The 26532-nt window shown below is 70.8% G+C and carries 22 protein-coding genes, 1 other RNA gene and 1 pseudogene; 19 read left to right on the forward strand and 5 right to left on the reverse strand.

What is annotated here, in order from left to right; genetic code table 11:
• The first annotated feature begins 9 nt into the window (after window positions 1-9).
• The 7 genes from efeO (at window position 10) to hpf (ending at window position 8536) form a co-directional block, all read left to right on the forward strand.
• Window positions 10-1143 carry an iron uptake system protein EfeO gene (efeO, locus tag ACFYL6_RS04195; protein WP_387167198.1) on the forward strand — a complete coding sequence of 378 codons (1134 nt, stop codon included), beginning with the start codon at window positions 10-12 and terminating at the stop codon, window positions 1141-1143.
• Window positions 1144-1168: 25 nt separating this feature from the next.
• Complete coding sequence (gene efeB / locus ACFYL6_RS04200) at window positions 1169-2446, forward strand: iron uptake transporter deferrochelatase/peroxidase subunit (protein WP_387167201.1); 1278 nt, start codon at window positions 1169-1171, stop codon at window positions 2444-2446.
• A 227-nt stretch (window positions 2447-2673) separates the two neighbouring features.
• Window positions 2674-3363: an MtrAB system response regulator MtrA gene (gene mtrA, locus ACFYL6_RS04205; RefSeq protein ID WP_030331519.1), complete on the forward strand. Its 690-nt coding sequence runs from the start codon at window positions 2674-2676 to the stop codon at window positions 3361-3363.
• 12 nt (window positions 3364-3375) lie between these two features.
• On the forward strand, window positions 3376-5133 hold the full coding sequence (gene mtrB, locus ACFYL6_RS04210) for an MtrAB system histidine kinase MtrB (RefSeq protein ID WP_387167204.1): 1758 nt from the start codon (window positions 3376-3378) through the stop codon (window positions 5131-5133).
• Between the two features lie 32 nt (window positions 5134-5165).
• On the forward strand, window positions 5166-6944 hold the full coding sequence (locus tag ACFYL6_RS04215) for an LpqB family beta-propeller domain-containing protein (protein ID WP_387168245.1): 1779 nt from the start codon (window positions 5166-5168) through the stop codon (window positions 6942-6944).
• Between the two features lie 4 nt (window positions 6945-6948).
• The gene (locus ACFYL6_RS04220) at window positions 6949-7656 is read left to right on the forward strand and encodes a ComF family protein (RefSeq protein ID WP_387167207.1); all 708 of its coding nucleotides are present in this window, start codon (window positions 6949-6951) and stop codon (window positions 7654-7656) included.
• A gap of 244 nt (window positions 7657-7900) precedes the next feature.
• Entirely contained in the window at window positions 7901-8536 is a 636-nt protein-coding gene (gene hpf / locus ACFYL6_RS04225) for a ribosome hibernation-promoting factor, HPF/YfiA family (RefSeq protein WP_387167210.1), read from the forward strand.
• A gap of 66 nt (window positions 8537-8602) precedes the next feature.
• Here the strand turns inward: hpf and ACFYL6_RS04230 are convergent, their stop codons facing one another.
• Window positions 8603-9715, reverse strand: coding sequence for a GNAT family N-acetyltransferase (locus tag ACFYL6_RS04230; protein ID WP_387167212.1), 1113 nt, complete (start codon window positions 9713-9715; stop codon window positions 8603-8605).
• Entirely contained in the window at window positions 9712-10860 is a 1149-nt protein-coding gene (locus ACFYL6_RS04235) for a GNAT family N-acetyltransferase (RefSeq protein ID WP_387167215.1), read from the reverse strand. The genes ACFYL6_RS04230 and ACFYL6_RS04235 overlap by 4 nt, the downstream gene beginning before the upstream one ends.
• Before the next feature lie 168 nt (window positions 10861-11028).
• Between ACFYL6_RS04235 and secA the strand changes: the two genes are divergently transcribed.
• Window positions 11029-13956 (forward strand): preprotein translocase subunit SecA, encoded by a 2928-nt coding sequence (gene secA / locus ACFYL6_RS04240; protein WP_387167218.1) that lies wholly within the window; start codon window positions 11029-11031, stop codon window positions 13954-13956.
• Between the two features lie 254 nt (window positions 13957-14210).
• Here secA and ACFYL6_RS04245 read toward each other — a convergent pair whose 3' ends face one another.
• Window positions 14211-14801, reverse strand: a complete 591-nt coding sequence (locus tag ACFYL6_RS04245) for an Rv3235 family protein (RefSeq protein WP_387167221.1) — start codon at window positions 14799-14801, stop codon at window positions 14211-14213.
• A 231-nt stretch (window positions 14802-15032) separates the two neighbouring features.
• Window positions 15033-15260 (reverse strand): helix-turn-helix domain-containing protein, encoded by a 228-nt coding sequence (locus ACFYL6_RS04250; RefSeq protein WP_091393976.1) that lies wholly within the window; start codon window positions 15258-15260, stop codon window positions 15033-15035.
• 217 nt (window positions 15261-15477) lie between these two features.
• On the opposite strand from ACFYL6_RS04250, the gene ACFYL6_RS04255 reads away from it, so the two are divergent.
• Entirely contained in the window at window positions 15478-15987 is a 510-nt protein-coding gene (locus ACFYL6_RS04255; RefSeq protein WP_387167224.1) for a DUF6912 family protein, read from the forward strand.
• Window positions 15988-16341: 354 nt separating this feature from the next.
• Here the strand turns inward: ACFYL6_RS04255 and ACFYL6_RS04260 are convergent.
• Window positions 16342-17367 (reverse strand): annotated as a pseudogene (locus ACFYL6_RS04260) (hypothetical protein); the annotation flags it as partial.
• Window positions 17368-17659: 292 nt separating this feature from the next.
• Here ACFYL6_RS04260 and pruA point away from each other — a divergent pair.
• The 10 genes from pruA (at window position 17660) to ACFYL6_RS04310 (ending at window position 26522) form a co-directional block, all read left to right on the forward strand.
• A complete protein-coding gene (pruA, locus tag ACFYL6_RS04265; protein WP_387167227.1) occupies window positions 17660-19288 on the forward strand; it encodes an L-glutamate gamma-semialdehyde dehydrogenase in 1629 nt (542 codons plus the stop codon).
• A 176-nt stretch (window positions 19289-19464) separates the two neighbouring features.
• Window positions 19465-19980: a PadR family transcriptional regulator gene (locus tag ACFYL6_RS04270; RefSeq protein WP_091393967.1), complete on the forward strand. Its 516-nt coding sequence runs from the start codon at window positions 19465-19467 to the stop codon at window positions 19978-19980.
• Window positions 19981-20044: 64 nt separating this feature from the next.
• Window positions 20045-21166 (forward strand): peptide chain release factor 2, encoded by a 1122-nt coding sequence (gene prfB, locus ACFYL6_RS04275; RefSeq protein WP_387167230.1) that lies wholly within the window; start codon window positions 20045-20047, stop codon window positions 21164-21166.
• Window positions 21167-21284: 118 nt separating this feature from the next.
• Window positions 21285-21965 (forward strand): cell division ATP-binding protein FtsE, encoded by a 681-nt coding sequence (gene ftsE / locus ACFYL6_RS04280; RefSeq protein WP_030331491.1) that lies wholly within the window; start codon window positions 21285-21287, stop codon window positions 21963-21965.
• Window positions 21966-22032: 67 nt separating this feature from the next.
• Window positions 22033-22908 (forward strand): permease-like cell division protein FtsX, encoded by an 876-nt coding sequence (gene ftsX / locus ACFYL6_RS04285; RefSeq protein ID WP_387167234.1) that lies wholly within the window; start codon window positions 22033-22035, stop codon window positions 22906-22908.
• Window positions 22909-23126: 218 nt separating this feature from the next.
• Window positions 23127-23606, forward strand: a complete 480-nt coding sequence (smpB, locus tag ACFYL6_RS04290) for an SsrA-binding protein SmpB (protein WP_387167238.1) — start codon at window positions 23127-23129, stop codon at window positions 23604-23606.
• Window positions 23607-23710: 104 nt separating this feature from the next.
• Window positions 23711-24086: a transfer-messenger RNA gene (gene ssrA, locus ACFYL6_RS04295) on the forward strand.
• 82 nt (window positions 24087-24168) lie between these two features.
• The gene (locus ACFYL6_RS04300; protein WP_387167241.1) at window positions 24169-24846 is read left to right on the forward strand and encodes a hypothetical protein; all 678 of its coding nucleotides are present in this window, start codon (window positions 24169-24171) and stop codon (window positions 24844-24846) included.
• Between the two features lie 167 nt (window positions 24847-25013).
• Window positions 25014-25523, forward strand: coding sequence for a hypothetical protein (locus tag ACFYL6_RS04305; RefSeq protein WP_387167244.1), 510 nt, complete (start codon window positions 25014-25016; stop codon window positions 25521-25523).
• Window positions 25524-25568: 45 nt separating this feature from the next.
• Window positions 25569-26522, forward strand: a complete 954-nt coding sequence (locus ACFYL6_RS04310; protein ID WP_387167247.1) for a hypothetical protein — start codon at window positions 25569-25571, stop codon at window positions 26520-26522.
• Window positions 26523-26532: the final 10 nt, after the last annotated feature.

Consider the following 26532-nt stretch of genomic DNA (forward strand, 5'->3'; position numbering starts at 1 on the left):
ACAGCCCAGATGCGTACCACCCAGTTCTTCGCGCTGGCCGCCGCCGGCGTGCTGGCGACGGCCGGTCTGGCCGCCTGCTCCGACTCCGACAAGGGTGACCCGGCGGCGTCCGGCGGACCGATCGTGGTCAAGGCGAGCGACACCGCCTGTGAGGTCGGCTCGACCGACCTGGGTGCCGGCACCGCCACCTTCAAGATCACCAACTCGGGCGCGAAGGTGACCGAGTTCTACGTGTACGCCGACGGCGACCGGGTGATGGGCGAGGTGGAGAACATCGCTCCCGGGCTGAGCCGTGAGCTGCACGTCGAGTTGCCGGCCGGCACGTACCAGACGGCCTGCAAGCCGGGGATGAGCGGCAAGGGCATCCGGGGCGCGCTCAAGGTCAGCGGGTCGGCGCAGCCGCTCACCGCCGACGCCGCGCTGGGCGACGCCACCGACAACTACCAGCGCTACGTCAAGAGCCAGACCGCCGCGCTGTTGGACAAGACCGAGGAGTTCGTCGGCGCGGTCAAGGCCGGCGATGTCGCGAAGTCCAAGGCGCTCTACCCGGTCGCCCGCACCTACTGGGAGCGGATCGAGCCGGTCGCCGAGATCTTCGGCGACCTCGACCCCAAGATCGACGGCCGCGAGGAGGTCATCGAGGAGGGGATGGAGTTCACCGGCTTCCACCGGATCGAGAAGGACCTCTGGCAGTCCGGCGACATCAGCAAGGACGGCCCGATCGCCGACCGGCTGCTTGTCGACGTCAAGGAGATCGTGGCCAAGGCGAACGCCGAGAAGCTCTCCCCGCTCCAGCTCGCCAACGGCGCCAAGGAACTGCTCGACGAGGTCGCCAGCGGCAAGATCACCGGCGAGGAGGACCGCTACTCGCACACCGACCTGTGGGACTTCGCCGCCAACCTCGAAGGTTCCAAGGCCGCCGTGTCCGCCCTGCGTCCCGCGCTGCAGCAGCGCTCGCCGGAGCTGGTCACGCAGCTGGACACCGAGTTCGCCAACGTCGAGGGACTGCTCGGCAAGCACCGTGACGGCGACGGGTGGAAGCTGCACACCGCGCTGAGCAAGGCCGAGCTCAAGGAGCTCTCCGACGGGATCAACGCGCTCGCCGAGCCGATCAGCAAGGTCGCCGCGGCCGTCGCGAAGTGACCACCTGACAGAAAGAGTCGAGTCGATGAGCGGGAGCAGGTTGACCCGGCGCCGGGCGATCACCCTGGCCGGCGCCGGAGTGGCTGGGGTCGCCGGAGTGGCGGCCGGCGCGGGGGCGCTGCTGAACGGCGCCCACGGCCCGGCCGCGGCGAGCGACCACCCGGCCGGGGCGGTGCCGTTCCACGGTGAGCACCAGGCTGGCATCGTCACCCCGGCGCAGGACCGGCTGCACTTCGTGGCCTTCGACGTGATCACCAAGGACCGGGCCCGGCTTGTCGAACTGCTGGAGGAGTGGACGGCCGCCGCCGCCCGGATGACCGCGGGGCGCGACGCCGGGGTGCTGGGGGCGGTCGGCGGGATGCCGGAGGCCCCACCGGACGACACCGGCGAAGCGCTCGGCCTGCCTCCCTCGCAGCTCACCCTCACCATCGGCTTCGGGCCGACGCTGTTCCGCGACGCCGACGGGCGGGATCGCTTCGGCCTCGCCGACCGGCGGCCGGCCGCCCTGGCCGAGCTGCCGAAGTTCCCCGGCGACGCGTTGCAGCCGCAGCTCTCCGGTGGCGACCTCTGCGTCCAGGCCTGCTCCAACGACCCGCAGGTGGCGGTGCACGCGATCCGCAACCTGGCCCGGCTCGGCATGGGCGTGGTGAGCGTCCGCTGGTCGCAGCTCGGCTTCGGCCGCACCTCGTCGACCTCGCGGGACCAGGCCACCGCCCGCAACCTCTTCGGGTTCAAGGACGGCACGGCCAACCTCAAGGCCGAGGACACCGACCTGCTGCGCGACCAGTTGTGGGTGCAGCCGGGCGACGGGCCGGACTGGATGGCCGGTGGCTCGTACCTGGTCACCCGCAAGATCCGGATGCTAGTCGAGACCTGGGACCGGACCTCCCTCGCCGAGCAGGAGGAGATCGTGGGCCGGGCCAAGGGCAGCGGTGCGCCACTCGGTCGCGGCGACGAGTTCGACGAGCCCGACTTCGCCGCGCGTGGCGCGGACGGGAAGCCGGTGATCGCCGAGCACGCCCATGTCGCGCTGGCCCACCCGAGCCGGAACAGCGGCGCCCAGCTGCTGCGCCGGGGTTACAACTTCGTCGACGGCTCGGACGGCCTCGGTCGGCTCGACGCGGGCCTCTTCTTCATCGCCTACCAGCGCGACCCACGCCGCCAGTTCGTGCCTATCCAGACCCAGTTGGCACGGCACGACGTGATGAACGAGTACCTACGACACGTCTCCAGCGGGGTGTTCGCCTGCCCGCCCGGGGTACGCGACGGCGGCGACCACTGGGGGCGTGGGCTGTTCGGCTGACCGTCGTCCGGATGGCGACAGCCGGATCGGCCCAGCCTGTGGTGGCGCCGGGCGGCGCCGAAGGGGGATCATGGTGGCAGCCTGGCCCACGGTCCGTCCGTGCGCCGGGCACCGCAGCACGTGGCGCCGCCGCCGCGGACCGCGGGCACCCCGGTTTGACGGCGGCGCGAAGCGTTACCGGCCGACGCCGGTCCCACCGAACCGAATGAGGATGCAATATTAATCCCATGAGAGCCCGCGTACTGGTGGTCGACGATGACCCCGCGCTCGCCGAGATGCTCGGCATCGTGCTGCGCAGTGAGGGTTTCCTGCCCTCGTTTGTGGCGGACGGCGAGCGGGCGTTGGCCGCCTTTCGCGACAGCCGTCCCGATATCGTGCTCCTTGACCTGATGCTTCCCGGTATGAGCGGTATTGACGTCGCCCGGTCGATCCGGGCGGAGTCCGGCGTGCCCATCGTCATGCTGACCGCCAAGAGCGACACCGTGGACGTCGTGCTCGGCCTGGAGTCCGGCGCCGACGACTACGTGGTCAAGCCGTTCAAGCCCAAGGAGCTGGTGGCCCGGATGCGGGCCCGACTGCGCCGGGGCGAGGACGTGGCCCCCGAGATGCTCACCATCGGGCCGCCCGACAACCAGATCACCATCGACGTGCCGGCGCACACCGTGAGCCGCAACGACGAGGAGGTGAAGCTGACTCCGCTGGAGTTCGACCTGCTGGTCGCGCTCGCCCGCAAGCCACGTCAGGTCTTCACCCGTGAGGTGCTGCTCGAGCAGGTCTGGGGCTACCGGCACGCGGCCGACACCCGTCTGGTCAACGTGCACGTCCAGCGGTTGCGGGCCAAGATCGAGCCGGACCCGGAGCGACCGGAAATCATCCTCACCGTGCGGGGCGTGGGCTACAAGGCAGGGACCGGATAGCCTGGTCGCACTGTGTCGACCTCGCCGCCCCCACCCTCCCCGAGTACGGCTGCCCGCCGGCCCAGCGCCGGCGGGGAGTTCTGGCGTGCGGTGAGCGGTCGGGTCGCCCGGGTGGTGGGCCGTGCGCACCAGACCTGGCGCCGCTCGCTCCAGGTCCGGGTCGTGACCATCACGCTTGTCGCGTCCAGCCTCCTGGTGGGCGGGTTCGCGTTCCTGATCGCTGACAAGATCACCACGATCCTGCTCGACAGCGCTCGCAGCGACGTCCGGCAGCGGGTGACAAGCGGTGCCAGTTACGCGGCCAAGCAGGTCTCCTTCTACGGGCAGCCGCAGGAGGCGCAGCTCCAGGAGACCATCGACGGCACGGTCAACTACCTGGCCGGCGGCGACCCCCAGCAGACCAGCGGGGTGGTGGTGGCGATCACCGCCGACGACTATCCCAACGACATCCAGACGCGTACCTCGCCGTCCGCGAACGTCCAGTCGCTGATCACCCCCGAGCTGCGGGCCGCGATCGCCGACGGCAAGGTGGCCAGCCAGATCCGCACCGGGCGACTCACCGGCGAGACCACGAAGTACCTGGTCTACGGCTCGCCGGTGCCCACCCGCTTCGGCCAGATCGAGCTCTACTACCTGGTGCCGCTGGGTCGGCAGGACGTCACCGCCGCCGACGCCCGAGCCACCGTGGTGGCCACCGGGGTCGCGCTGGTGATCCTTCTCGGATTGCTCGCGGCGCTGGTCACCCGGCTGGTGGTCAACCCGGTCCGGGTCGCCGCACGGACCGCTCAGCGGCTCTCCGCGGGCCTGCTCGACCAGCGGATGGTGGTCAACGGCGAGGATGACCTGGCCCTGCTCGCCGCCTCGTTCAACCAGATGGCCACCAACCTGCAACGGCAGATCCTGCGCCTGGAGGAAATGTCCCGGTTGCAGCGACGCTTCACCTCCGACGTCTCCCACGAGCTGCGTACCCCACTGACCACGGTCCGGATGGCCGCTGACCTGATCTTCGCCGAGCGCGACGAGTTCGACCCGGCGGTCGCGCGCAGCGCCGAGCTGCTCCAGGCCGAGCTGGACCGATTCGAGGAGCTGCTCACCGACCTGTTGGAGATCAGTCGGTTCGACGCGGGTTTCGCCATGCTGGATTCCGAGCCGACCGACCTGGTGCCGGTGGTGCACCGGGTGGTCGACCGGCTGTCTGGCCTGGCCGAGCGGGTGGGCGTACCGATCGAACTCGACCTGCCGGGCACCCCGGTGATCGCCGAGGTCGACCCGCGCCGGGTCGAGCGGGTGTTGCGCAACCTGGTCGGCAACGCCGTGGAGCACGGTGAGGCCCGCCCGGTGCTGATCACCCTCGGCATCGACGAGACCGCCGTGGCGATCACCGTCCGCGACCGCGGGGTGGGGCTGAAGGTGGGCGAGGAGAAGTTGGTGTTCAACCGGTTCTGGCGGGCGGACCCGTCCCGGGCCCGGCAGACCGGGGGCACCGGGCTGGGCCTGTCGATCAGCCTGGAGGACGCCCGGCTGCACGGCGGCTGGCTGGAGGCGTGGGGTGCTCCCGGCCAGGGCGCGCAGTTCCGGCTCACCCTGCCGGCCCGCGCGGGGGACCGGCTGACCACCTCGCCGCTGCGGCTGGTGCCGGCGGACGCCGCGCTGCCGTTCGGCGGCCCCCGCGATGGTGGCCCACTGGCCATCGGCCCCGGCACCGGCGGGGCACTGGCGATCGGCCCGGCTCCGGCCGGGGACGGGCAGCGGACGGAGGTGCGCTCGTGAGACGGCCGACTCTGCTCGGGGCTCTCGGCGTGATGGTGCTGCTGGGTGCCGGCTGCGGCATCCCGGCGACATCCGACGTGCGGGTGGACGGCAAGGGCGGTGCCGCGACCGAGGCCGGTGTGATCAGCCGGGGCAGCGAGCCGCCGACGCGGACGGCCAGCGGCAGCGTCAACGAGGCGTTCGTCCGCAACTTCCTGTCCGCCGCCGCCGGCGAGCCGGATCGGGCGTACGAGCGGGTTAAGGCGTTCATCGCCCCGGAGGACAAGATCCGCCTACAGGACAAGAAGGGCAGCGAGGTCGCGCTGAACGTGGTCCGGCTGGGCGAGGCGGTCTACACCCTCAACAGCGACTCGACCACCACCGTGAAGATCGCCGTGCAGCAGATCGGTGTGCTGCGGGCCAACGGCACCCTGGCCCCGCCGGTGGCGACCGAGACGGAGTACGAGTTCGGCCTGCGCAGCGCGTCGTTCAACGGCGGCGTCAACGACGACCGGGCCGGCCTGTACGTCATCAACCCGCCCAACGTACTGCTGCTCAGCGACACCGCCCTTCGACAGTATTACCAGGACGAGACGATCTACTTCTGGAGTTCGGACCGCACCCGTCTGGTGCCCGACCAGCGCTACCGGCCGCAGACGGTGCCGGTCGAGCGGCGGGTCAACGAGGTGGTGAAATGGCTTGTCGGTGGCCCCTCCGACTGGCTGCGCCCCGGAGTCGTCGGGCTGCCGGACCGCACCGAGCTGATCAACAACGCCACCGGCGGGAACGGTCGGTGGGAGGTCAACCTGGACATGTCCGGTGACGACCAGAACGGCATCCAACAGTTGATCACGCAGATCGCCTGGTCGTTGGGCGACCTGCCCGGTCAGCTGGAGTTGAAGATCCGCAACAACGCGCAGCCCGTGGTGGACCTGAGCGAGCGACGAAACTCCCAGGCGCTCTACCCCCAGGCCGCCAGCCCGCAGCGGTTCGGCCTGTACGACGGCGCGATCCACCCACTCGACTTCGAAGGCGAACCCAGCGGCACGGTGCCGTTGACGCCCGAGATCAACCGCAACGTCGTCTCGGCCAGCCTCGGGCTGGCCAAGGACCAGCGAGTCCTTGCCGCGATGGTGGTCACCGGCAGCAGCAAGAACCGGTACCGACTCGCCGTGGGCACGGGCGCCAACCCGGTCTCCGTGCTGGGCCGCAGCGGCACCGAGTACTCCTCGATGAGCCGGCCGGTCTGGCTGCGTACGGTCGACTCCCGCCCGGGCAGCGGCCTGGTGGTGGCCGACGGGCAGCTCTACCGGTTCGACGAGCTGGCCCGGATGTATCCGGTGCCGCTCAACCTGCCCTCCACCGAGGCCACCGCGGTGGCCGCCGCGTTGGACGGCCAGCGGGTCGCGCTGATCGCCGGCGGCCGTCTCTACGTCGCCGCGGTCAACCTCGACAATGGCGGGGTCTCCATCGGCCCGCCCCGAGAGTTGGTCACCTCGCTGACCAACCCCACGGCGGTCGACTGGGGCAGGGAGGATCAGCTGGTGGTGGCGGGATCGGTCGGCCAGCCGGCGATCTACGAGATCAGTGTCGACGGTGCCCTGGAGACGCCGCTGCGGACCGACCTCGGTGCCAAGGTCAACCACCTGACCGCGTACCCGACCAACCCCAGCGTGCGGGTGCCCAGCGGGGCCTACATGTACGAGGCGAACGGGGTGGCCTACCGCAGCAGCCCATTCGAACGGATCGAGCCCAGCCGGGTACGCGACATCGCCCCGGTGCCGGCCGGTGTGCGGCCGAGCAACCCGTCGGCGCCGTTCTTCCTCTACTGATCAGGTGAGCGGGCTCTGGGCGGACCTCGCCGACCTGGTGCTGCCCGCCGATTGCGCCGGTTGTCGGGAGCGCCGACCCGGTCTGCGGCACGGGGTCTGCCCAGCCTGTGTCACCGCGCTGGGCGACCTGCGGCCCCGGGTGGTCCGTCCGACCCCCGCCCCGCCGGGGCTGCCGTCCTGCGTCGCCCTCGGCCCGTACTCGGGTCCGCTGCGTGAGGCTCTGCTGGCGTACAAGGAACACGGCCGGCACGGGCTGGCCCGCCCGCTCGGCGCCCTGCTCGCCGAGGTCGTCGCGGCGGCCGTCGGCGGGGCTCGGCCGCTGGCGTTGGTGCCGGTCCCGGACACCGCCGCGGCGGCCCGGTCCCGTTACGGGGACCACCTCGACCGGCTGGCCCGGCACTGCGCGGCGAGGCTCAACCGGGGCGGTTGGGCGGTGCGGGTGCGCCGTCCGCTGCGGGCGTTGCCCCGGCCCGACTCGGTCACCCTGGACAGCGCCGGCCGGGCGGCGGCGGCCGAGGCGGCCTTCCAGCCCCGCTCGACCGGACCGCTTCGGGGTGGTGTCGCGGGAGCGGCGCCGGTCGTGGTGCTGCTCGACGACATCGTCACCACCGGCGTGACCCTCGCCGCGGCGAGCAGGGTGCTGACCGCGACGGGATGGGCACCGAGTGTCGCCGTGGTGCTCGCGGCGACCGAGAAAAGACGCCAGTCGTAACCGATCGTGTTTCCGTTTCACCCGTTGGTGTATGAGCTACGAAAAATCTGGGCCGTCTCGGCAACACGGGGTGACTGTTGAGGGAACAGGAGTTAGCGTTTCGCTGTCGGGGGTAGGAGGTCGTTCCAACCGCCCCTGGCGGTGAGAGGAGGCGTAGCCGTACCAACCGGTCGACGCCAGCGGGTCTCCCCACGGCGCGCGGCCGGGTAACCGGATCGAAGACCGTCCGAACAATGGAGGTCACGTGGACATCGTGGTCAAGGGTCGAAACGTCGAAGTGCCGGATCATTACCGGGTACACGTAGCCGAGAAACTCGCGAAGATCGAACGCTACGACCACAAACTTATTCGCGTCGATGTCGAGCTGTTTCACGAGCGCAATCCGCGCCAGGCCGACCACTGCCAGCGGGTGGAGATCACCTGCGTTTCCCGGGGCCCGGTAATTCGGGCCGAGGCCTGCACGAACGACTTCTACAGCGCGCTCGACGCGGCCATCGCGAAGCTCGACACCCGGCTGCGCCGCGCGGCCGACCGCCGCCGCGTACACCGGGGTCGGCACGCGCCGATCTCCGTCGCCGAGGCCACCGCGGGCCTGCCGGTCGCGGACCTGGTGTCCCCCGCGCTGAGCGCGCCGAGTGACGGCGCCCGCGGCGGCACCGCGGTCGCGGAGCGGGTCGAAGAGGAGCACGACGACCAGCCGTGGCACATCGCCCGGGAGAAGGTGCACCCGGCGGAGCCGATGACCATCGACGACGCGCTGTTCGAGATGGAACTGGTCGGCCACGACTTCTACCTGTTCCAGGACAAGGAGTCCGGCCGCCCCAGCGTCGTCTACCGGCGCCACGCGTACGACTACGGCATCATCTCCCTCGCCACCTGACCGCCAGCCGATCCGCGTCGATCATGGAGTTGTGGTGGGGGACGCCCACCACAACTCCATGATCTGTCAGCGGAGGTCGGCGGGGAGCAACGCGAAGGTCAGGTCGTCCAGACGGGCGCCGGCCAGTCCGGGCAGCCGGCCGCGCTGAACGGCCTCGCGCCGAAAACCGACCCGCTCCAGCACCCGGTGCGACGCGGTGTTGTCCGGCACCGTGCCCGCCGACAGCCGGGCGATACCGGCCGGGCCGAACGCCCAGTCCGCGAGCAGCCGAACCGCCCGCGTCGCGTACCCCCGGCCGCGCCAGTCGGGCAGCAACGCGTAGCCGACCGACGCCTCGCCGGCGGCCACATCGGTGTACGACAGGCCGCAACTGCCCACGGGCTCTCCGCTGGCCACGTCCGTGATCAGCAGCCGGGCGATCTCGCCGGTCAGCCACCCGCTCTGCGCGAGACGACAACGCCGCTCCATCGCCTCACGCGTCGGCGGCACCGGCGGCGCCTGGTTCGCCACCACCTCGGGTCGGCTGTGCAGCCGGTACATCAGCGCCGCGTCGTCCGGCCCGAGCGGGCGCAGCGCCACCACCTGATCGGTGAGCACCCTGCCGGGCAGGTCGGGCAGCAGCCGGGCGGTCGGGCCGGGCGGATCACCGGCGACGCGTACCCAGGCCAGAAGATCGTGCCGGCCGGCGTCCCGGGACGCGCCGGCCGACCGCCGCAGACCCTCGTAGCGGAAGCCGGCGGCCAGCGCGACCCGCTGACTCGGGCCGTTCTCCGGTTCGGTGAGCAACTCCAGTCGGGCCGTCCCGCTGGCGAACGCGTGCTCACTCAGCGCCCGAGTCGCCGCGGTGGCCAGCCCGCGCCCGCGCGCCGCCGGCCGCATCCAGTAGCCGATCTCGAACTGGCCCCGGGCAGGCACCGGGTTGTTCAACCCCACGGCGCCGAGCAGCCGATCGGTGGCGGGGTCCGCGACGGCGTACGCCGCGCCGCCGCCGGTCCAGGCCGCCGGGGCGCCGACGTCGATCCACCAGCGGGCGTCGGTCTCGGTGTACGGCACTGGCAGGTTCGACACGAACCGTTGGGTCAGCGGGTCCGCGCAACCGTCCACCACGTCGGCGCCGTCCTCGGCGCGAAACGGGCGCAGCCGCACCCCGTACGCCTCGACGACCGGCCGCGGGATCATCCGAGATCCTTGGCGAGAAGCGCACCGACCCACACGTCCACCCGCTCGCCCCGGTGCTGCACACCGCCCCGGGCGGTCCCCTCGACCAGGAAACCCGCCTTCTCCGCCGCTCGGCGGGAGGCGGTGTTGCCCACGTTCGCCCTCCACTCGATCCGAGCCAGGCCCAACGTGCTGAAGCCCCAGGCGCTGAGCGCGACCAACGCGGCGGGCAGGTAGCCCCGGCCCCGGGCCGCCGGTGCGGTCATGAAGCCGACGTCGGCCACCAGCGCGTCGACGGGGGAGAGCCGCAGGTCGAGCGAGCACACGTACCGGTCGTCCGGGTCGGCGATCACGAAGCAGGCGGCGTCCCCCCGATCCCAGGCGTCCCGGCTGTGGGCCTGGTAGCCCTGCGCGTCGGCGCGCTCGTACGGGTCCGGCACGGTCGTCCACCGGATGGTCTCCGGGTCCCGGCAGGTCTGCACCACGGCGTCCAGGTCCTGCTCCTCCATGGGCCGCAGACGCAGCTCGCCGGCCCCGGTGGTGGCGAACAGAACGGGCTGCGGACGGCCGAAGACGGCGGCCCGGCGGGCGGCGACGGTGCCCGGCCCGGCCGGACCGGTCGACCCGGCGGCGGGCACCTCGCCGGGCAGCAGCGAGCCGATCCAGCCATCCGCGCTGCGATACAGGGCCGGATCGGCCAGCCGCAACCGGCCGTCGACCCGGAAACCGGCCCGGAGGGCCACCAACCGGGAGGCGTGGTTGCCCACCTCGGCCTGCCAGATCAGCCGACGAAGCCCGAGGGTGTCGAAGGACCAGCGGGCCACCGCCCGGGTGGCCCGGACCGTCACGCCCCGACCACGCGCCCACGGCGCCGTCCAGTAGCCGATCTCGCCGGTGCCGTTGTCGATGGAGACCAGGCCGTTCGCGCCCAACAGGTCCCCGGTGCCCGGGTCACACACCGCGAACGGTGCCCCGGTGCCCTCGGCCCAGGCCTTCCGGCTCATCTCGGTGACAAATCCGAGCGCGTGTTCCGGCCGGTATGGGCGCGGTACGGTGGTCCAGCGCTGAATGTCCGGGTCCTGGCAGGCTCGGTGTACGGCCTCGGCATCAGCTTCTCGCCAGGGCCGCAGCAGCACGCCATCCTCGATGATCTCTACGGGCTCCACCCGTGCATCCTGCCGTAGCGTTCGCCGACGGCGTAACCGGATAACGTTTGGGGCGCGCGCAGGACGCGAGTTATGTCGGGTTCTGCGGGGTCGAGCACCGCCACCAGTGACCATCGCGCCGATGGAGCGCCTACGATGGTTCGAGACTGTCTAGGGGAGCGTTGATCCGTGTCGATTCTGGAAAAGGTCCTTAACGCGGGCGAGGGCCGCATGGTGCGCCGGCTCAAGGCCATCGCCGCCGCCGTCACCTCGATCGAGGACGACTACGTCAACCTCACCGACGAGGAACTGGCCGGCATGACCGAACAGTTCCGGGAGCGGCTCGCCGACGGGGAAACCCTCGACGACCTGCTGCCGGAGGCCTTCGCGGTGGCCCGCGAGGCGGCCGCCCGGGTGCTCGGCCAGCGCCCGTACGACGTCCAGGTGATGGGCGGCGCGGCGCTGCACTTCGGCAACATCGCCGAGATGAAGACCGGTGAGGGCAAGACGCTGACCTCGGTCATGGCCGTCTACCTCAACGCGCTGTCCGGCAAGGGCGTGCACGTGATCACGGTCAACGACTACCTCGCCCAGCGTGACGCGGCGTGGATGGGTCGGGTGCACGAGTTCCTCGGGCTGACCGTCGGCGTGGTGCTGCCCAACCGGCCGGCCGCCGAGCACAAGGCCGCCTACGAGTGCGACATCACCTACGGCACCAACAACGAGTTCGGCTTCGACTACCTGCGCGACAACATGGCGTGGTCGAAGGACGAGCTGGTGCAGCGCGGTCACAACTTCGCCGTGGTCGACGAGGTCGACTCCATCCTGATCGACGAGGCCCGCACCCCGCTGATCATCTCCGGCCCGGCCGAGCACTCGGCCCGCTGGTACGGCGAGTTCGCCGGCGTGGTGGCCCGACTCCAGGCCGGCACCGACGGTGAGGGCGACTACGAGGTCGACCACTCCAAGCGCACCATCGCGGTGACCGAGCGGGGCGTCGCCAAGGTCGAGGACCGGCTCGGCATCGACAACCTGTACGAGTCGGTGAACACCCCACTGGTCGGCTACCTCAACAACGCCATCAAGGCCAAGGAGCTCTACAAGCGCGACAAGGACTACATCGTCAGCGACGGTGAGGTCCTGATCGTCGACGAGTTCACCGGTCGCATCCTGCACGGCCGTCGCTACAACGAGGGCATGCACCAGGCGATCGAGGCCAAGGAGGGGGTGGAGATCAAGCAGGAGAACCAGACCCTGGCCACCATCACCCTCCAGAACTACTTCCGCCTCTACGAGAAGCTGTCCGGGATGACCGGTACGGCGCAGACCGAGGCGAGCGAGTTCAACAAGGTCTACAAGGTCGGCGTCGTGACCATTCCGACCCACCGCCCGATGGTTCGCGAGGACCGGCCGGACGTCATCTACAAGACGGAGAAGGCCAAGTTCAACGCCGTCATCGAGGACATCGCCGAGCGGCACCAGCTGGGCCAGCCGGTGCTGGTGGGCACCGTCTCGGTGGAAAACTCCGAGATCCTCTCCCAGTTGCTGCGCCGCCGGGGCATCCCGCACAACGTGTTGAACGCCAAGTTCCACGCGCGGGAGGCCGAGATCGTCGCCCAGGCGGGGCGTAAGGGCGCGGTCACCGTGGCGACCAACATGGCCGGCCGTGGCACCGACATCCTGCTCGGCGGCAACGCCGAGTTCCTCGCCGCGAACGAGCTGCGCCAGCGCGGCCTCGACCCGCTGGAAAACGAGGAAGAGTACGCCAAGGCGATGGAGGAGGTCCTTCCCAACTGGAAGCAGGCCTGCGACGCCGAGGCGGACGAGGTCTCCGCCGCCGGTGGCCTCTACGTGCTGGGCACCGAGCGGCACGAGTCCCGGCGGATCGACAACCAGCTGCGCGGTCGCGCCGGCCGGCAGGGCGACCCGGGCGAGTCCCGTTTCTACCTGTCCCTGCAGGACGAGCTGATGCGGCGCTTCCGGGCTGGAGCGGTCGAGGCGGTGATGGAGCGCTTCAACATCCCGGAGGACGTGCCCATCGAGTCGAAGATGGTCACCCGGCAGATCAAGAGCGCCCAGGCCCAGATCGAGGGCCAGAACGCCGAGATCCGCAAGAACGTGCTCAAGTACGACGAGGTGCTCAACAAGCAGCGCCAGGTCGTCTACGCCGAGCGGCTCCGGGTGCTCAACGGTGAAGACCTGTCCGACCAGGTCCGCAACATGATCGACGACACCGTCGAGGCGTACGTGCGGGGCGCCACCTCCGACGGCTACGGCGAAGACTGGGACCTTGAGCAGCTCTGGTCCAGCCTCAAGCAGCTCTACCCGGTCGGTGTGACGATCGAGGAGTTGGAGGAGGAGGCCGGCGGCTCCCGGGCCGGCATGGACGCCGACTTCCTGGTGGCCCGCCTCAAGGAGGACGCCAACGCCGCGTACGACCGGCGTGAGGAGCAGCTCGGCACCGAGGGGGTGCGCCAACTCGAGCGGATGGTGCTGCTCCAGGTCATCGACCGCAAGTGGCGCGAGCACCTCTACGAGATGGACTACCTCCAGGAGGGCATCAACCTCCGGGCGTACGCCCAGCGCGACCCGGTGGTGGAATACCAGCGCGAGGGCTTCGACATGTTCGCCACCATGATGGACGGCATCAAGGAGGAGACCGTTGGTTTCCTCTACAACATCGACGTCCAGGTGACCGAACCGGAGCCGGAGGCGGGGGCCGACGAGGTCGCGCTGCTCGACAAGCCGGTGGAGATCCGGGCCAAGGGCCTCAACCAGGCGCCGCGGCGGCAGGGCCTGCAATACTCCGCGCCCACCATCGACGGTGAGTCCAGCCCGGGTGCGGTCGCAGTGGAGCAGGCCGAGCAGCAGGCTCCCGCGCTCGGTGTGGGCCGACCGGCTCCGGGTGCCCCAGCGGCACCGGGGCAGACCGCGCCGTCCGCTCCGCAGCGGCCGGCATCGGGCCTGCGTGGGCCGGCTGTCCCGTCGGCCGCCGCCCGTCGGCCGGCCCCGAACCAGGCGGAGGCGAGCAACGGCCCGTCCCGCAACGCGCCGTGCCCGTGTGGCTCGGGCCGCAAGTACAAGCGCTGCCACGGCGCCCCCAACGGCGGCAACTGAGCAACAGCAGCTGCACCGACGGTGCGTCCGCACCAACAGCGTCTGACCGACGGGTCCCGGCCGACCAGACCGGGGCCCGTCGGCGTCTTCCAGCCCCGCCTGCCCGACAAAACGCCCATCCCCGGGCGTCTCGTGGGGTTACCTGGCGGCCGCGCTTGTGATCAACTCGCCTTCAAGGAAAGCGCGGCATCACCGACGGCCGGACCGCCCGGTTTCCTGAAACGCGAGTGGATCACCCGGCCCGGCGGGTGTGGTCAGAGCACGTGGAGGGCGGTGCAGAGCCAGCGGCCCCGGCGATGCTCAAGGCGCAGGGCCATCGCCCAACTTCGGCCGCCCGCGCCGGTGAGGACCGCTGCCGCCTCCACCGCGCCCTCCCGGGGCTCGCAGACTCGTAGGCGTAGCAGCCGGACCAGTGGCCGGCCGGTGCGGCGGCGGGCTGTCCCGGCCCGGCCGGTTGCGCGGGCGAGTTCGGTCAGCAGGTCGCCCGCTCGGGCCGGGTCGAGCAGCGCTCGCGCCTGGGCCGGCGAACGGTAGCCGTTGACCACCTCCAGGCAGGTGCCGACGAAGCGGTGCGCGGCTCGGGTCGTTTCCGGGGCGGTCGCCGGCGGCAACGACACGGCCGGGTGGGTGGTGGACCGGCTGGGCACCGGGCGCAGGGCGGCTCGCCGCTCCGGCGGCCGGACCGGGTTGGGTCGGGTGGAGGCGAACAGGTCGAGGGCGAGCTGACCGTCGGTCGGTGACGGCCAGTACGACCCGTCGGTCTCGTCAGCGTACGGCGGGTCGAAGGGCGGGACCGGGCGCAGCCGTACGGGCGGGCGGGAAGGACCGGGTCGCGCTCCGCTCATGATGGCCCCTTCGATCTTGCGTTTACCTACGTTTGCCTCCGACAGGCTTGATTCTGGGTGACAGAACGGCCTCGGTCAATGGCTTCTGGCGGCCTCCGCCCAATAAAGCACATGATCCACTCGCGTTCCTTGATGTCACGGCATCCCAGCAGCCCCGATACCGCGACTTCCGCAAAACCGAGTGGATCATGCCCCCGGGCGGGCCGAGCGGGCCGAGCGGGCCGGGCTTTGCTACTCGGGGTCGCGGTCGACCAGCGGGTTGCTCTGCACCCAGTCTGCCGTCTCGTCGTATTTGCGCGCTATGTACTCCTCCAGCCGGGCGCGTTCGACGCGCCACTGGCCGCGCCCGCCGATCTTGATCGCCGGCAGTTCGCCGCTGCGCACCATGTGGTAGACCTGCGAGTCCGACACGTTGAGCTCAGTGGCCACGTCGGAGAGCAGCAGGAACCTCGGCTCCACAGGAACTCCCGGGGTTGATGTCGTTTGGCTCAGTTTGCCACCGACAGCCCCGACCGCCCAGCACCCGGACCGCGTCGGCGGCAGGGCAACCATGGAGGACACACCGGCGGGGAACTTCCTCCGGTCGGAGGCGGGGTGTATGACGGTCACGGCGTGCGGCATGATCTGCGCCCGTGCCGGCGGCCGCCGGTGGGAGGACGACGCGGGGAGACGACCGGTGACCGACGAGCTTGTCCGGGTGTACGTGCCGGCGACCGTACCGATGCTGGCCCGGCTGCGTGAGGAAGGGCTGACCGCCGACCAGGCGCACGCCGTGACCCCGGCGCTTCGCGAGTGGTATGCCGAGGGCGACGAGGAGGAGTTGGAGTACGTCGCGTTCATCCGGGCTGCCCAGGACGCCCTGCACCTGCTCCGGGCCGATCCGACTGCTCCCCGCCGCCGCGTCGTCGTCTCGGTCGACCTGCCGTCGGGAGCGCTCGGGCGCGGTGACGGTGAGCTGGGTTCGAGCACTGTGACGTTGACCGACACGGTGCCGGTGGGCGCCGTCGCGGCCATCCACGTGGACGGCGCGGACGCGGTCGAGGAGGTCGGTGCGGCGGCCGACGTGGTGGCAGAGGCGGCCGCTGGTGACCCCGACGCCCAGTTCACCGTCGACGGCGCCGAGGACCACGAGCTGGAGTGGTACGACGTGACGGAGCTGGACCAGCTGCTCCGCGCGGCCGACTGAGCCGGAGACCAGCCCGGCAGCCGGACAGCGGGCGGACCCGCCTGACCCGGACACCGGCCCAGGCAGTCGGACACCGGCCCAGGCAGTCGGACACCGGCCCAGGCAGCCGGACGTCGGGCCAGGCAGTCGGACGTCGGCCCAGATCCGGCTTCAGCGGGCCGGGTCCGCCTTCGCCGGGTCAACCTTCGACGGCTCCGCCTTCGCCGAGTCCGCGTCGAACGTCTGGGCCGCGTCGAACGTCTCGGGCGCGTCGAACGTCTCGGCCGGGTCCGGGTCGAACGCCTTGGCGTAGCCCGGCTTGTCGTCCTTCGGGTCGACGAGCTGGTCGGCGACCGGGCTCGGGTCGTCGGCCGGGTCGTCGTCGCTGTGGGCCGGGCCGAGCGTGCGGCCGAACGCGATGAGCGCGGTCAGCGCCCCCACGAAGAGCACCCAGATGCCGTTGTCCACCCGCGAGGTGCCCAGCGAGGTCTGCGCCACCGCGTCCGCCTCACTGAGCGCGCTGGCGAGGTCGAGCAGCGACCGGCCGCCGATTCGGATGATCACCTCGGCGAGCAGCAGGAGGAGCCCCGGCCCGGCGCCGGCGAGCAGGTACGCCGGCCAGCGCAGCGCGGCGGCCTCCGGGTCGCGGCGGACGGCTCGACGCCGTGCCCAGGTCAGGTAGCCGAAGGCCAGTAGCCCGGCCAGAATCCCGGCGACGAGCGATTCGGTGCGGGACACCCACTTGGCCGCGTTGACCAACGATTCCTGGCTGTCGCCGCCACCGAAGAGGTCGAACAGCGGGTCCCGGGCGCGGCTGAACGCCACCACGAAGATCAGTGTGCCCAGCGCGGCGGTGACCACCGCACCGATCGCCGGGGCGGTCCGCGCGCCGGCCAGCGCGCCCCCGATGATCGCCGCGGCCGCCGTGGTGCCGGCGATCACGTTGGTGGTGGACGTGTCGAAGTAGGTGAGGTTGATGGCCACCGCGGCAGCGAGCCCTACCAGCATTCCGCCGCCGATCGCCCCGGCGAAGCGCAGGGTGGCCCAGTCGCCGTACCGGCGGGCCAGCAGGTTGCCGCCGGCCAACGCGACGGCCGCCCCGGCCACCAGCGCGGCCGAGATCACACCGGGCAGGGCGAACGCGGAGAGGCTGATCGCGGTGACCCCGGCGGCCGCCGAGGTGATGGCCTCCCGAGTGGACCAGAGCATGGCGGCCAGCCAACCGAGCGCCAGCAGCGCGAGCACTGCGGCGCCGGGCGCGGGCAGCGGCCGACCGCCGGTGCTGGGCGCGTCTACCGCCGGCTCGTCCGACTCAGCGGCCGGGACGCGGCCGGGCTGCTTGACCGCGGGGACGCGGCCGGGCTGCTTGACCGCGGGGACGCGGCCGGGCTGCTTGGTCATCGTCTCCCCTTCGAGGCGGCAGGTCACCGACCATTCAGGGTACGCGGGCCCGCTGGGCTGCCTGTCGCCCCGGGACGGCGGGACGGATCGAGGCCGGTCGGTAAGGGGAGGAGGGGTGGGGCGGTCCTTGGTGCAGGGCCGGTGGCCGAGGTGGGTCGTGCGGCCCGTCGTGGGAGAATCACGGGAGGTCCCGCCGCTGCTCGGCCTCCCGTGCGGCGTCCGGTGTCCGGCCGTCCGGTCGGTGCCCGCGGGTCCGGTTTCGCCACTGCTGTCGAGATCGCCAGGAGCCTTGATGGATGCCGTGTTCTCCGTTCCCGAGCCGCGCAACGAGCCGGTTCGCAACTACGAGCCGGGCAGCCCCGACCGGGACCGGCTCCAGCGGCGGCTGACCGAGCTCGCCGCCGAGCGCATCGACCTGCCGATGACCATCGGCGGTGAGCAGCGGATGGCCGGCGGTGACCCGATCAACGTGGTGCAGCCGCACAAGCACGCCCACGTGCTGGGTGTGACCGGGCACGCCACCCACGACGACGCGCGTGCCGCGACCAAGGCGGCCAAGGACGCCGCGCCGATGTGGCGTGCGCTGCCCTTCGAGGAGCGCGCCGCGATCTTCCTGCGCGCCGCCGAGCTGCTCGCCGGTCCCTGGCGCGACACCCTCAACGCCGCCACCATGCTCGGCCAGTCGAAGACCGCCATCCAGGCCGAGATCGACGCGGCGTGCGAGTTCATCGACTTCCTGCGGTTCAACGTGCACTTCGCGCGTCGCCTGCTCGAGGAGCAGCCGGCGTCCTCGCCTGGCGTCTGGAACCGCTTCGACCACCGCCCGCTGGAGGGCTTCGTCTACGCGGTCACCCCGTTCAACTTCACCGCCATCGCCGGCAACCTGCCGTCGGCGCCGGCCCTGCTGGGCAACACGGTGGTCTGGAAGCCGGGCCCGACCCAGCAGTTCGCCGCGCACTTCACCATGCGGCTGTTCGAGGCCGCCGGCCTGCCGCCCGGCGTGATCAATATGGTCACCGGCCGGGGCGAGGAGGTCTCCGATGTCGTGCTCGCCGACCCGGATCTGGCCGGCATCCACTTCACCGGTTCGACGAAGGTCTTCCAGCAGTTGTGGCGGACCGTGGGCGACAACATCGCCCGTTACCGGGGCTACCCGCGCCTGGTCGGCGAGACCGGCGGCAAGGACTTCGTCGTCGCGCACACCAGCGCTGACGTGGACGCCCTGCACACCGCGCTGATCCGTGGCGCGTACGAGTACCAGGGCCAGAAGTGCTCGGCGGCCTCGCGGGCGTACGTGCCGCGCTCGATCTGGGAGGGCGGGCTGCGGGACCGGCTGGCCGCCACGACCGACTCGCTCACCTACGGCGACGTGGCCGACTTCGGCAACTTCGGTGGCGCGGTGATCGACGACAAGGCGTTCTCCCGGCACACCGCCGCGCTGGAGCTGATCGGCGGTGACGACACGTGCCGCGTGCTGGCCGGTGGCACGGCCGACGACTCGGTCGGGTACTTCGTCCGGCCGACGCTCTTCGAGTGCTCCGACGCCGCCCACGAGACCTTCACCACCGAGTACTTCGGGCCGATCCTGGGCGTGCACGTGTTCGACGACGCGCGCTTCGACGAGGTGGTCGCGCAGGCCGAGTCGATCGCCCCGTACGCGCTGACCGGCTCGGTGTTCGCCACCGACCGCCGGGTCGTCGAGTCGGTGGGCGAGCGCATGCGGTACGCGGCCGGCAACTTCTACATCAACGACAAGCCGACCGGCGCGGTGGTCGGGCAGCAGCCCTTCGGTGGCGCCCGCGCCAGCGGCACCAACGACAAGGCCGGCTCCTGGCTCAACCTGGTCCGCTGGATCTCGCCGCGGACGATCAAGGAGACCTTCGTGCCGCCGACCGACCACACGTACCCCCACATGGGCTGACCGGCGACGACCCGCCGGCGGCGTGCGTGGCACCGCCGGCGGGCGCCCGGAATGTCGCAATCCATCGATAGTCCTCAACGGACAGTCTGTCGCCGACAGTGCACTTAGGAAGTCCTGTTGGGTGGCAAACTGGCAAATCCTGGACGCCGCGTGCGCAAAGTGGCAGCGTAGTGGGCATGGCGGATTCCGGAGTCAACCCTACGGCGGCGGCCCTACTCGGCCTCCTCCATGAGGGCCCGATGACAGGCGGTCAGTTGATGGCCGCCGCTGAGCGCCGTCTGGCGCCGTACTGGTCGATGACCCGCAGTCAGGTGTACCGCGAGTTGCCGGTGCTGGCTGAGCGGGGTTTCGTGCGGCTCGGCAAGCCGGGTCCGCGGATGAGCCAGCCGTACGCGCTCACCGCCAGCGGGAAACGGACGTTCTCCCGCTGGCTCGCGGAGAACCCGGGGCGGGACACCATCCGCAACCCGATAGCGCTGCGGATGGCCTTCGGCAACCTGCACTCCGCCAGCCAGCTCAAGGGCCTGTACGCCTCGGCCAACGAATACCACACCGAGGCCCTCGCCCAGGTCCGGGAACAGGTGAAGAACGCCAAACGGGACGGCGAGACGTACGACGCCAGCGCGCTGGAGTTCGCCGTCGCCTACCACCGGGCGGCCCTGTCGTGGTTGAAGTCCGCCCCCGTCGGGTGACCTGCGGCCAGTTCGCGCATAGGGAACGAGCTGCTCCGCTCCCGGCACAGTACGCTTGTCTGTCGTGACCGCTGCCGATTACGCCGAACAGCTCAAGGAACTCGACGCGACCCTGCGAAACATCGAGGCCGTCCTCAACATCGACCGTCTCCACGAGGACAAGGCCCGCCTTGAGCAGGAGGCCTCCGCCCCCGACCTCTGGGACGACCAGGCCAAGGCCCAGCAGGTGACCTCGCAGCTGTCGTACGTCAACGGCGAGATCAGCAAGCTGGGCAGCCTGCGTTCCGGCCTCGACGACGCCCAGGTGCTGCTGGAGCTGGCCGAGGCGGAAGCCGACCCGGGCGTGTTGACCGAGGTCGAGTCGGAGATCACCGGGCTGACCAAGGCCATCCAGGAGATGGAGGTCCGCACCCTGCTCTCCGGCGAGTACGACTCGCGGGAGGCGCTGGTCGCCATCCGGGCCGGCGCGGGTGGCGTGGACGCCGCGGACTTCGCCGAGATGCTGCTGCGGATGTACCTGCGCTGGGCGGAGCGGCACGGCTACCCGACCGAGGTCTACGAGACCTCGTACGCCGAGGAGGCGGGCCTGAAGTCGGCCACCTTCGCGGTCAAGGTGCCGTACGCGTACGGCACGCTCAGCGTCGAGTCGGGCACCCACCGGCTGGTCCGGATCAGCCCGTTCGACAACCAGGGCCGTCGGCAGACGAGCTTCGCGGGCGTCGAGGTCCTGCCGGTCACCGAGCAGACCGACCACATCGACATCCCGGAGAACGAGGTACGCGTCGACGTCTACCGCTCCTCCGGCCCGGGTGGGCAGAGCGTCAACACCACCGACTCGGCGGTCCGGCTGACCCACGTCCCGACCGGCATCGTGGTGACCTGCCAGAACGAGAAGTCCCAACTGCAGAACAAGGCCTCCGCGCTGCGGGTGCTCCAGGCTCGACTGTTGGAGCGCAAGCGCCAGGAGGAGCAGGCCAAGCTCGAAGGGCTCAAGGAGAACGCGGCGGGCTCGTGGGGCGACCAGATGCGCTCGTACGTCCTGCACCCGTATCAAATGGTGAAGGATCTCCGAACTGAGCAGGAGACCGGCAATCCGAGCGCGGTCTTCGATGGCGATTTGGACGGCTTCATCGAGGCGGGCATCCGTTGGCGCAAGCAGCGGCAGCTCTCCGGCGACGGTGCGTGACGGGGCGCGGGCGGAGCGCGTCATCGATCTCCAGGTAGAAGCCTGATTCGACGACTCGCGCCGGTTCGGCGGGGCGTGGGGCTTGGCTCAGTTGTTACACCGCGTAGACTCACCACCCGTGATTCAGCTTGAGCAAGTGACGAAGACGTACCCGAAGGCGTCCCGGCCTTCGCTCGACAACGTGTCCGTCTCGATCGAGAAGGGCGAGTTCGTCTTCTTCATCGGTCCATCCGGCTCCGGCAAGTCCACGATCATCAAGATGCTGCTGCACGAGGTGGCCCCCAACAAGGGCCGCGTCGTCGTCAACGGCAAGGACGTCACGTCGATGCGCTCCTGGAAGCGACCCCACTTCCGGCGCTCGATCGGCTGTGTCTTCCAGGACTTCCGGCTGCTGCCCAACCGCACCGCCTACGAGAACGTGGCGTTCGCCCTCGAGGTGATCGGCAAGACGAAGGCGGTTGCCCGCCGGGTCGTGCCGGAGGTGCTGGAGCTGGTCGGGCTCGGTGGCAAGGAGCACCGCTACCCGCACGAGCTCTCCGGTGGTGAGCAGCAGCGGGTCGCCGTCGCCCGGGCGTTCGTGAACCGTCCGCTGATCCTGCTGGCGGACGAGCCCACCGGAAACCTGGACCCGGACACCTCGATCGAGATCATGCGTCTGCTGGACCGGATCAATCGCACCGGCACGACCGTCGTGATGGTCACCCACGACTCCAACATCGTGAACCAGATGCGCCGCCGCGTCGTTGAGATTGAGAGCGGTCGCATCGTGCGTGACCAGGCCCGCGGCGTCTACGGGTGAGCCGGCGCTCCACCCCTGCGCAGCCTGACGACGAACACCTCATGCCGGAGACCCGGAGGAAATCCCGATGCGCGTGAAATACGTCCTGTCCGAGGTACTGGTCGGACTGTGGCGCAACGTGACCATGTCCATCGCGATGATCATCACGATGGCGGTCTCGCTGACCATGCTCGGCGCCAGCGGTCTGATGTACCGCCAGGTCGACGACATGAAGGACCTCTACTACAAGAACATCGAAGTCTCGATCTTCTTGACCCAGGAGGTGACCGAGCAGGAGCGCACCGACCTGCAGACCAAGCTCGACAGCGACCCCCTGGTCAAGGACGTCCTCTACGTCAACAAGGACGAGGCGTACAAGCGCTTCAAGGAGATGTACCAGGACGCGCCGGACCTGGTGAACGCTGTCAAGCCCGACCAGCTGCCCGAGGCGTTCCGGCTCAAGCTGAACAACCCGGAGCAGTACAAGAACGTCTACGACCAGTACAAGGACACGGCGGGCGTCGAGGAGATCATCGACCAGAGTCGACTGCTCGACAAGATCTTCAACATCCTCACCTCGATCCAGAACATCGCCCTGGCCGCCGCCGTCGTGATGGCGATCGCCGCCCTGCTGCTGGTCGCGAACACCATTCAGGTGGCCGCGTACAGCAAGCGGCGTGAGGTGGCGGTCATGAAGCTGGTCGGCGCGTCCAACTGGTTCATCCAGGCGCCGTTCGTGCTGGAGGCCGTGGTGGCCGGCCTGATCGGTTCACTGCTCGCCCTGGTCGCCCTGGTCGCGGCGAAGTATCTGCTCTTCGACGGGTCGTTGAGCGCGTTGCAGGGTCTGCTCTCGCCGGTCACCTGGGGCGACATCCTGTTCGTCTTCCCGTTGATGGCCGGCGTCGGTGTTCTGGTCAGCGCGGGCACCGCCTGGGTCACCCTGCGCTTCTACCTGCGGGTCTAGGCACCGCACGGGTCGTCCCGTCGTCTCCCAAGGACCCTCCCGCGGCCGGAAATAAACGGCGCGGGAGGGTCCTTGTCAATGAGGCTTATTCGGGCGGCCCTGACGATGGCACGGCCTGCTCGGCGGCGAGAGCCCGAATAAGCCTCATTCGGGTAGCATGATCGGTTGTCCGGCCGGGGTGAACCCGGCCACGGACTCCAGGAGAGGGGGTGGCACCGATGCCACGGGAAAAGGGGCGCAAGGTGGTCGCCTCCAACAAGAAGGCGCGCCACGACTACGCCATCCTCGACACGTACGAGGCGGGCATGGCGCTGACCGGCACCGAGGTCAAGTCGCTGCGGGCCGGGCGAGCGTCGCTTGTCGACGCGTTCGCGCAGGAACGTGACGGCGAGTTGTACCTCCACTCGATGCACATTCCGGAGTACACGCAGGGCACCTGGACCAACCATGAGCCCCGGCGTACCCGCAAGCTCCTGCTCAACCGGGTCGAGATCGACAAGCTCGTCGGCAAGACCCGCGAGGGCGGTTTCACAATCGTCCCGTTGCAGGTCTACTTCTCGGACGGCTGGGCCAAGGTCGAGATCGCCCTGGCCAAGGGCAAGAAGTCGTACGACAAGCGTCAGGACCTCGCCAAGCGCGACGCGGACCGGGAGATCGCCCGGGTGTCCGGTCGCCGCGGCAAGGGGATGGACGATTAGTTCATCCCATTTGTCCGGGTCGGCGTGCCGGCCCGGGGCTCGGGATGAAAGCTGTTGCGCCAGGCGTTAGGCTTGTCAGTGCCGCCACATCGGCGGCCTGTCGAGGGGGTGACTGGTTTCGACTTCGTACGCAGCGACAGGGGAAGCGAGCCGAGGAAGCCGACGTCGTCTCGAGAATCGGTCGTCGGAACTTTATAAGCGCCAATCACCAACGCGCTGACTTCGCTCTCGCCGCCTGAGGCGAGTAGCTAAGTCTGTCGGTCTGGGAACGCCTTCGTCCCAGTAGCCGGCATCAGCTAGGAGGCTGGCCAATCGGACCCGGTCGCGGGGTCCGTGCGGCGAGATTAATCAGCGACTGGGCCCGTCACACCAACTTGCTCGCGTGAGCGGTGGGGCCGAGTAGAGGCACAGCGAGCTGCGCTCGGAGAAGCCCTGACAAACCGGCGAAGGACCCGGGTTCGATTCCCGGCACCTCCACCACCTCGAACGAAGCGCCCCGGCCCACCAGCCGGGGCGCTTCGTTGTTCACGGGCGGCGACGCGACTCGCCTACGCTGCCCCCTGTGACCAACCAGGAGCTGCGCCTGTCGGTCGGCGCGTCGCCCGGCCAGCGCGTCACGGCGGTGGTGGCCGGCGTCCTCCTCGCGGCCGTCGGCGCGGCGTTCGTGGCGCTGCCCCTCGTCGCCGACGGGCTGCTGCGTCGGCTGACCGGTCCGGGTGACGCGTTCGCCTCCTACGAGGAGGCTCGCGACCTGCCACCGGGGCTGCTGCCGCCCGGGCTCCGCGACTCCGCCGACCCGAACCAGTCCGGTCCCAGCCCCTTCATCGGCCTGTGCGGCCTGCCCTTCGTCCTGCTCGGCCTCTACCTCGTGCTGAGGGTGCTCCGCACGGCCGCCTGGCTGGACGGCAGCCGTGCGCGGGTACGCGGTGCGCTGCGCACCCGCACCGTCGACCTCGCCACCGCCCGGATCGAGTCCGGCGCGGTGTCGTACCGCGACGCGGACGACGACGGCCCGGCCGGCGGACCGCAGCCGCGGGCCATCCTCGCCACCGACCCGGGGAGTACCCGGGGGGTCATCATCCCCCTGCGCGGCATGGGGCTGCCCAGCCTGCCACCGTCGGAACTGCGGGCGCTGGCCGAGGCGATCACGACCGGTCGACCGGCCGACGGGCGGGACGGCGACGCGCACGCCGTGTCCGACCACCTGCGCCGCCTGGCGGAGCGCCGGTCGACCGACTGAGCCGGCGTACCTCCCAGGGGTCTGTGCGGCGGCCAGGGCCGTACCAGTGCGGCTGGTGGGGTCAGTGGGCCCAAAGGGGCAGATGAGGCGAACCAGGGCCCTGGACAGGGCACGCGGGGCAGCCTCACCATCGCGGTATGGGGTAACAGCGCCGCGCGGGAGGTGCCATGGTCGCCGGTCCGGTCCAGCAGCCGTCACTCGTCGCCCGACCTCGCGTCGCGCATCCGGCGGGGCTCCCCGCCGACCCACATACCAACGTTCTACCCGGCGAGCCGCGCCCGGCCGGCCTCGCCGGCGACGTGCACGCCCTCGGCCGGGCCGTCGCGGCGGCCACCACCGAGCCGCGCTGGCGCGAAGACGTTCTCCTTCGGCTTGGTCCGGTGCGCAAGGGCTTCGCCGAGCACGTCCGGGCCACCGAGGGCCCCACCGGCCTCTACCGGGAGTTGCTCACCCAGTCGCCGCGACTGGACCACGGCGTACGGCTGCTGACCCGGGAACACACGGCGATCGTCGCCGCGATCCTGGCGGTCCAGCAGATCGCCGAGCGGCCCGAGGCGCACCCCGACGAGCTGCGGCATCGGGCCGGGCACCTGCTGCGGAGGTTGGCCCGGCATCGGCGGCGCGGCGCCGACCTGCTCTGGGAGGCGTACCAGACGGATCTGGGTGGCGAGACCTGAGCCCAGGTTGGGAACCGGCCGGTCGGCGGACGCGTCGAACCGTACATGCGTCGATCCGGCCTGCTGCTCGTACTCCCGTTGCTGCTCGCGGCGGGCTGCGCCGCGACCGATGCCGGTCCGGCCGGCGGCCCGGGCAGCCCCACCCGCGGCGCGGAGGCGTTCGACCAGCGGGCCGGTCAGGTCGCCGAGGCGTGGCGGCCCGGGCCCGAGTGGCGCACGGGCTACGTACCGTTGGAGGGGCCGACCCTGCTCACCGGCGACCCGGGCTTCACACCCGAGACCGAGGCGGCCTTCCGGGCCGGGTGGTACCGCGAGCAGGTCGGGATACCGCCCACCCGGGTCGGCGGCGAGATCCAGTTCCCGGACGGTCGGCTGAGGCTGCCGTTGGTCAGCGCCGCGGAGGCGTACCAGCAGCTCGACCAGGGTGACCCGCTGCCCTGCCCGGGGCGGCCGAAGCGGCCCGGCCGGCCCACCCCCGGCGGCCCCACAGTCGAACCGGGACCGGACGGGTGGGCCACGAGCAGCACGCAGACCGCCTGTCTCCCGCTCACCGTCACCGCTGTCACGTTCGGTGCCGTGCCGGTCCGGACGAGCCGGGGTGTGGCGCAGGTTCCGGCCTGGCTGTTCACCACCAAGGAGTTGGCCACCCCGGTGGCCCGGCTCGCCGTCGCGCCGACGGCGGTCACCCCCGTCCCGGAGCCCACCGCGCCGGCCCGGCCGCTACCGGACGGGTTGGTGGCGGCCCAGAACCTGGCAGCCGTCGACGGCGCCCGGCTGACCGTGCGGCTCGGCGTCGGTGCGTGCGACACCGGGATCACGCCGTTGGTGTGGGAACGGCCGGACGTCGTGGTGGTCGGTGGAAGCGTCACCCGGGCCACCGGCGAATGCATCGACCTGCTGAAGCTGGAGCCGGTCACCGTCACCCTCGCGGCGCCGCTGGGCACCCGGCCGGTGCTGGACGTCTTCACCGGTGCCCCGCTGTCGATCGCACCGCGCTGACCGGAGCCGG

The sequence above is a fragment of the Micromonospora sp. NPDC007208 genome (genome assembly GCF_042869175.1).
GTDB classification, from domain to species: Bacteria; Actinomycetota; Actinomycetes; order Mycobacteriales; family Micromonosporaceae; genus Micromonospora; species Micromonospora foliorum.

What these genes read in the sequence shown, in the direction of transcription:
- ACFYL6_RS04230 (WP_387167212.1), bottom strand. Translation starts at nt 9,715, where the DNA reads ATGATCCCGCGGCCGGTCGTCGAGGCGTACGGGGTGCGGCTGCGCCCG.
- smpB (WP_387167238.1), top strand. Translation starts at nt 23,127, where the DNA reads ATGCCACGGGAAAAGGGGCGCAAGGTGGTCGCCTCCAACAAGAAGGCG.
- ftsX (WP_387167234.1), top strand. Translation starts at nt 22,033, where the DNA reads ATGCGCGTGAAATACGTCCTGTCCGAGGTACTGGTCGGACTGTGGCGC.
- efeB (WP_387167201.1), top strand. Translation starts at nt 1,169, where the DNA reads ATGAGCGGGAGCAGGTTGACCCGGCGCCGGGCGATCACCCTGGCCGGC.
- ACFYL6_RS04270 (WP_091393967.1), top strand. Translation starts at nt 19,465, where the DNA reads ATGGCGGATTCCGGAGTCAACCCTACGGCGGCGGCCCTACTCGGCCTC.
- ACFYL6_RS04215 (WP_387168245.1), top strand. Translation starts at nt 5,166, where the DNA reads ATGGTGCTGCTGGGTGCCGGCTGCGGCATCCCGGCGACATCCGACGTG.
- mtrA (WP_030331519.1), top strand. Translation starts at nt 2,674, where the DNA reads ATGAGAGCCCGCGTACTGGTGGTCGACGATGACCCCGCGCTCGCCGAG.
- pruA (WP_387167227.1), top strand. Translation starts at nt 17,660, where the DNA reads ATGGATGCCGTGTTCTCCGTTCCCGAGCCGCGCAACGAGCCGGTTCGC.
- ACFYL6_RS04305 (WP_387167244.1), top strand. Translation starts at nt 25,014, where the DNA reads ATGGTCGCCGGTCCGGTCCAGCAGCCGTCACTCGTCGCCCGACCTCGC.
- ACFYL6_RS04310 (WP_387167247.1), top strand. Translation starts at nt 25,569, where the DNA reads ATGCGTCGATCCGGCCTGCTGCTCGTACTCCCGTTGCTGCTCGCGGCG.
- efeO (WP_387167198.1), top strand. Translation starts at nt 10, where the DNA reads ATGCGTACCACCCAGTTCTTCGCGCTGGCCGCCGCCGGCGTGCTGGCG.
- ACFYL6_RS04245 (WP_387167221.1), bottom strand. Translation starts at nt 14,801, where the DNA reads ATGAGCGGAGCGCGACCCGGTCCTTCCCGCCCGCCCGTACGGCTGCGC.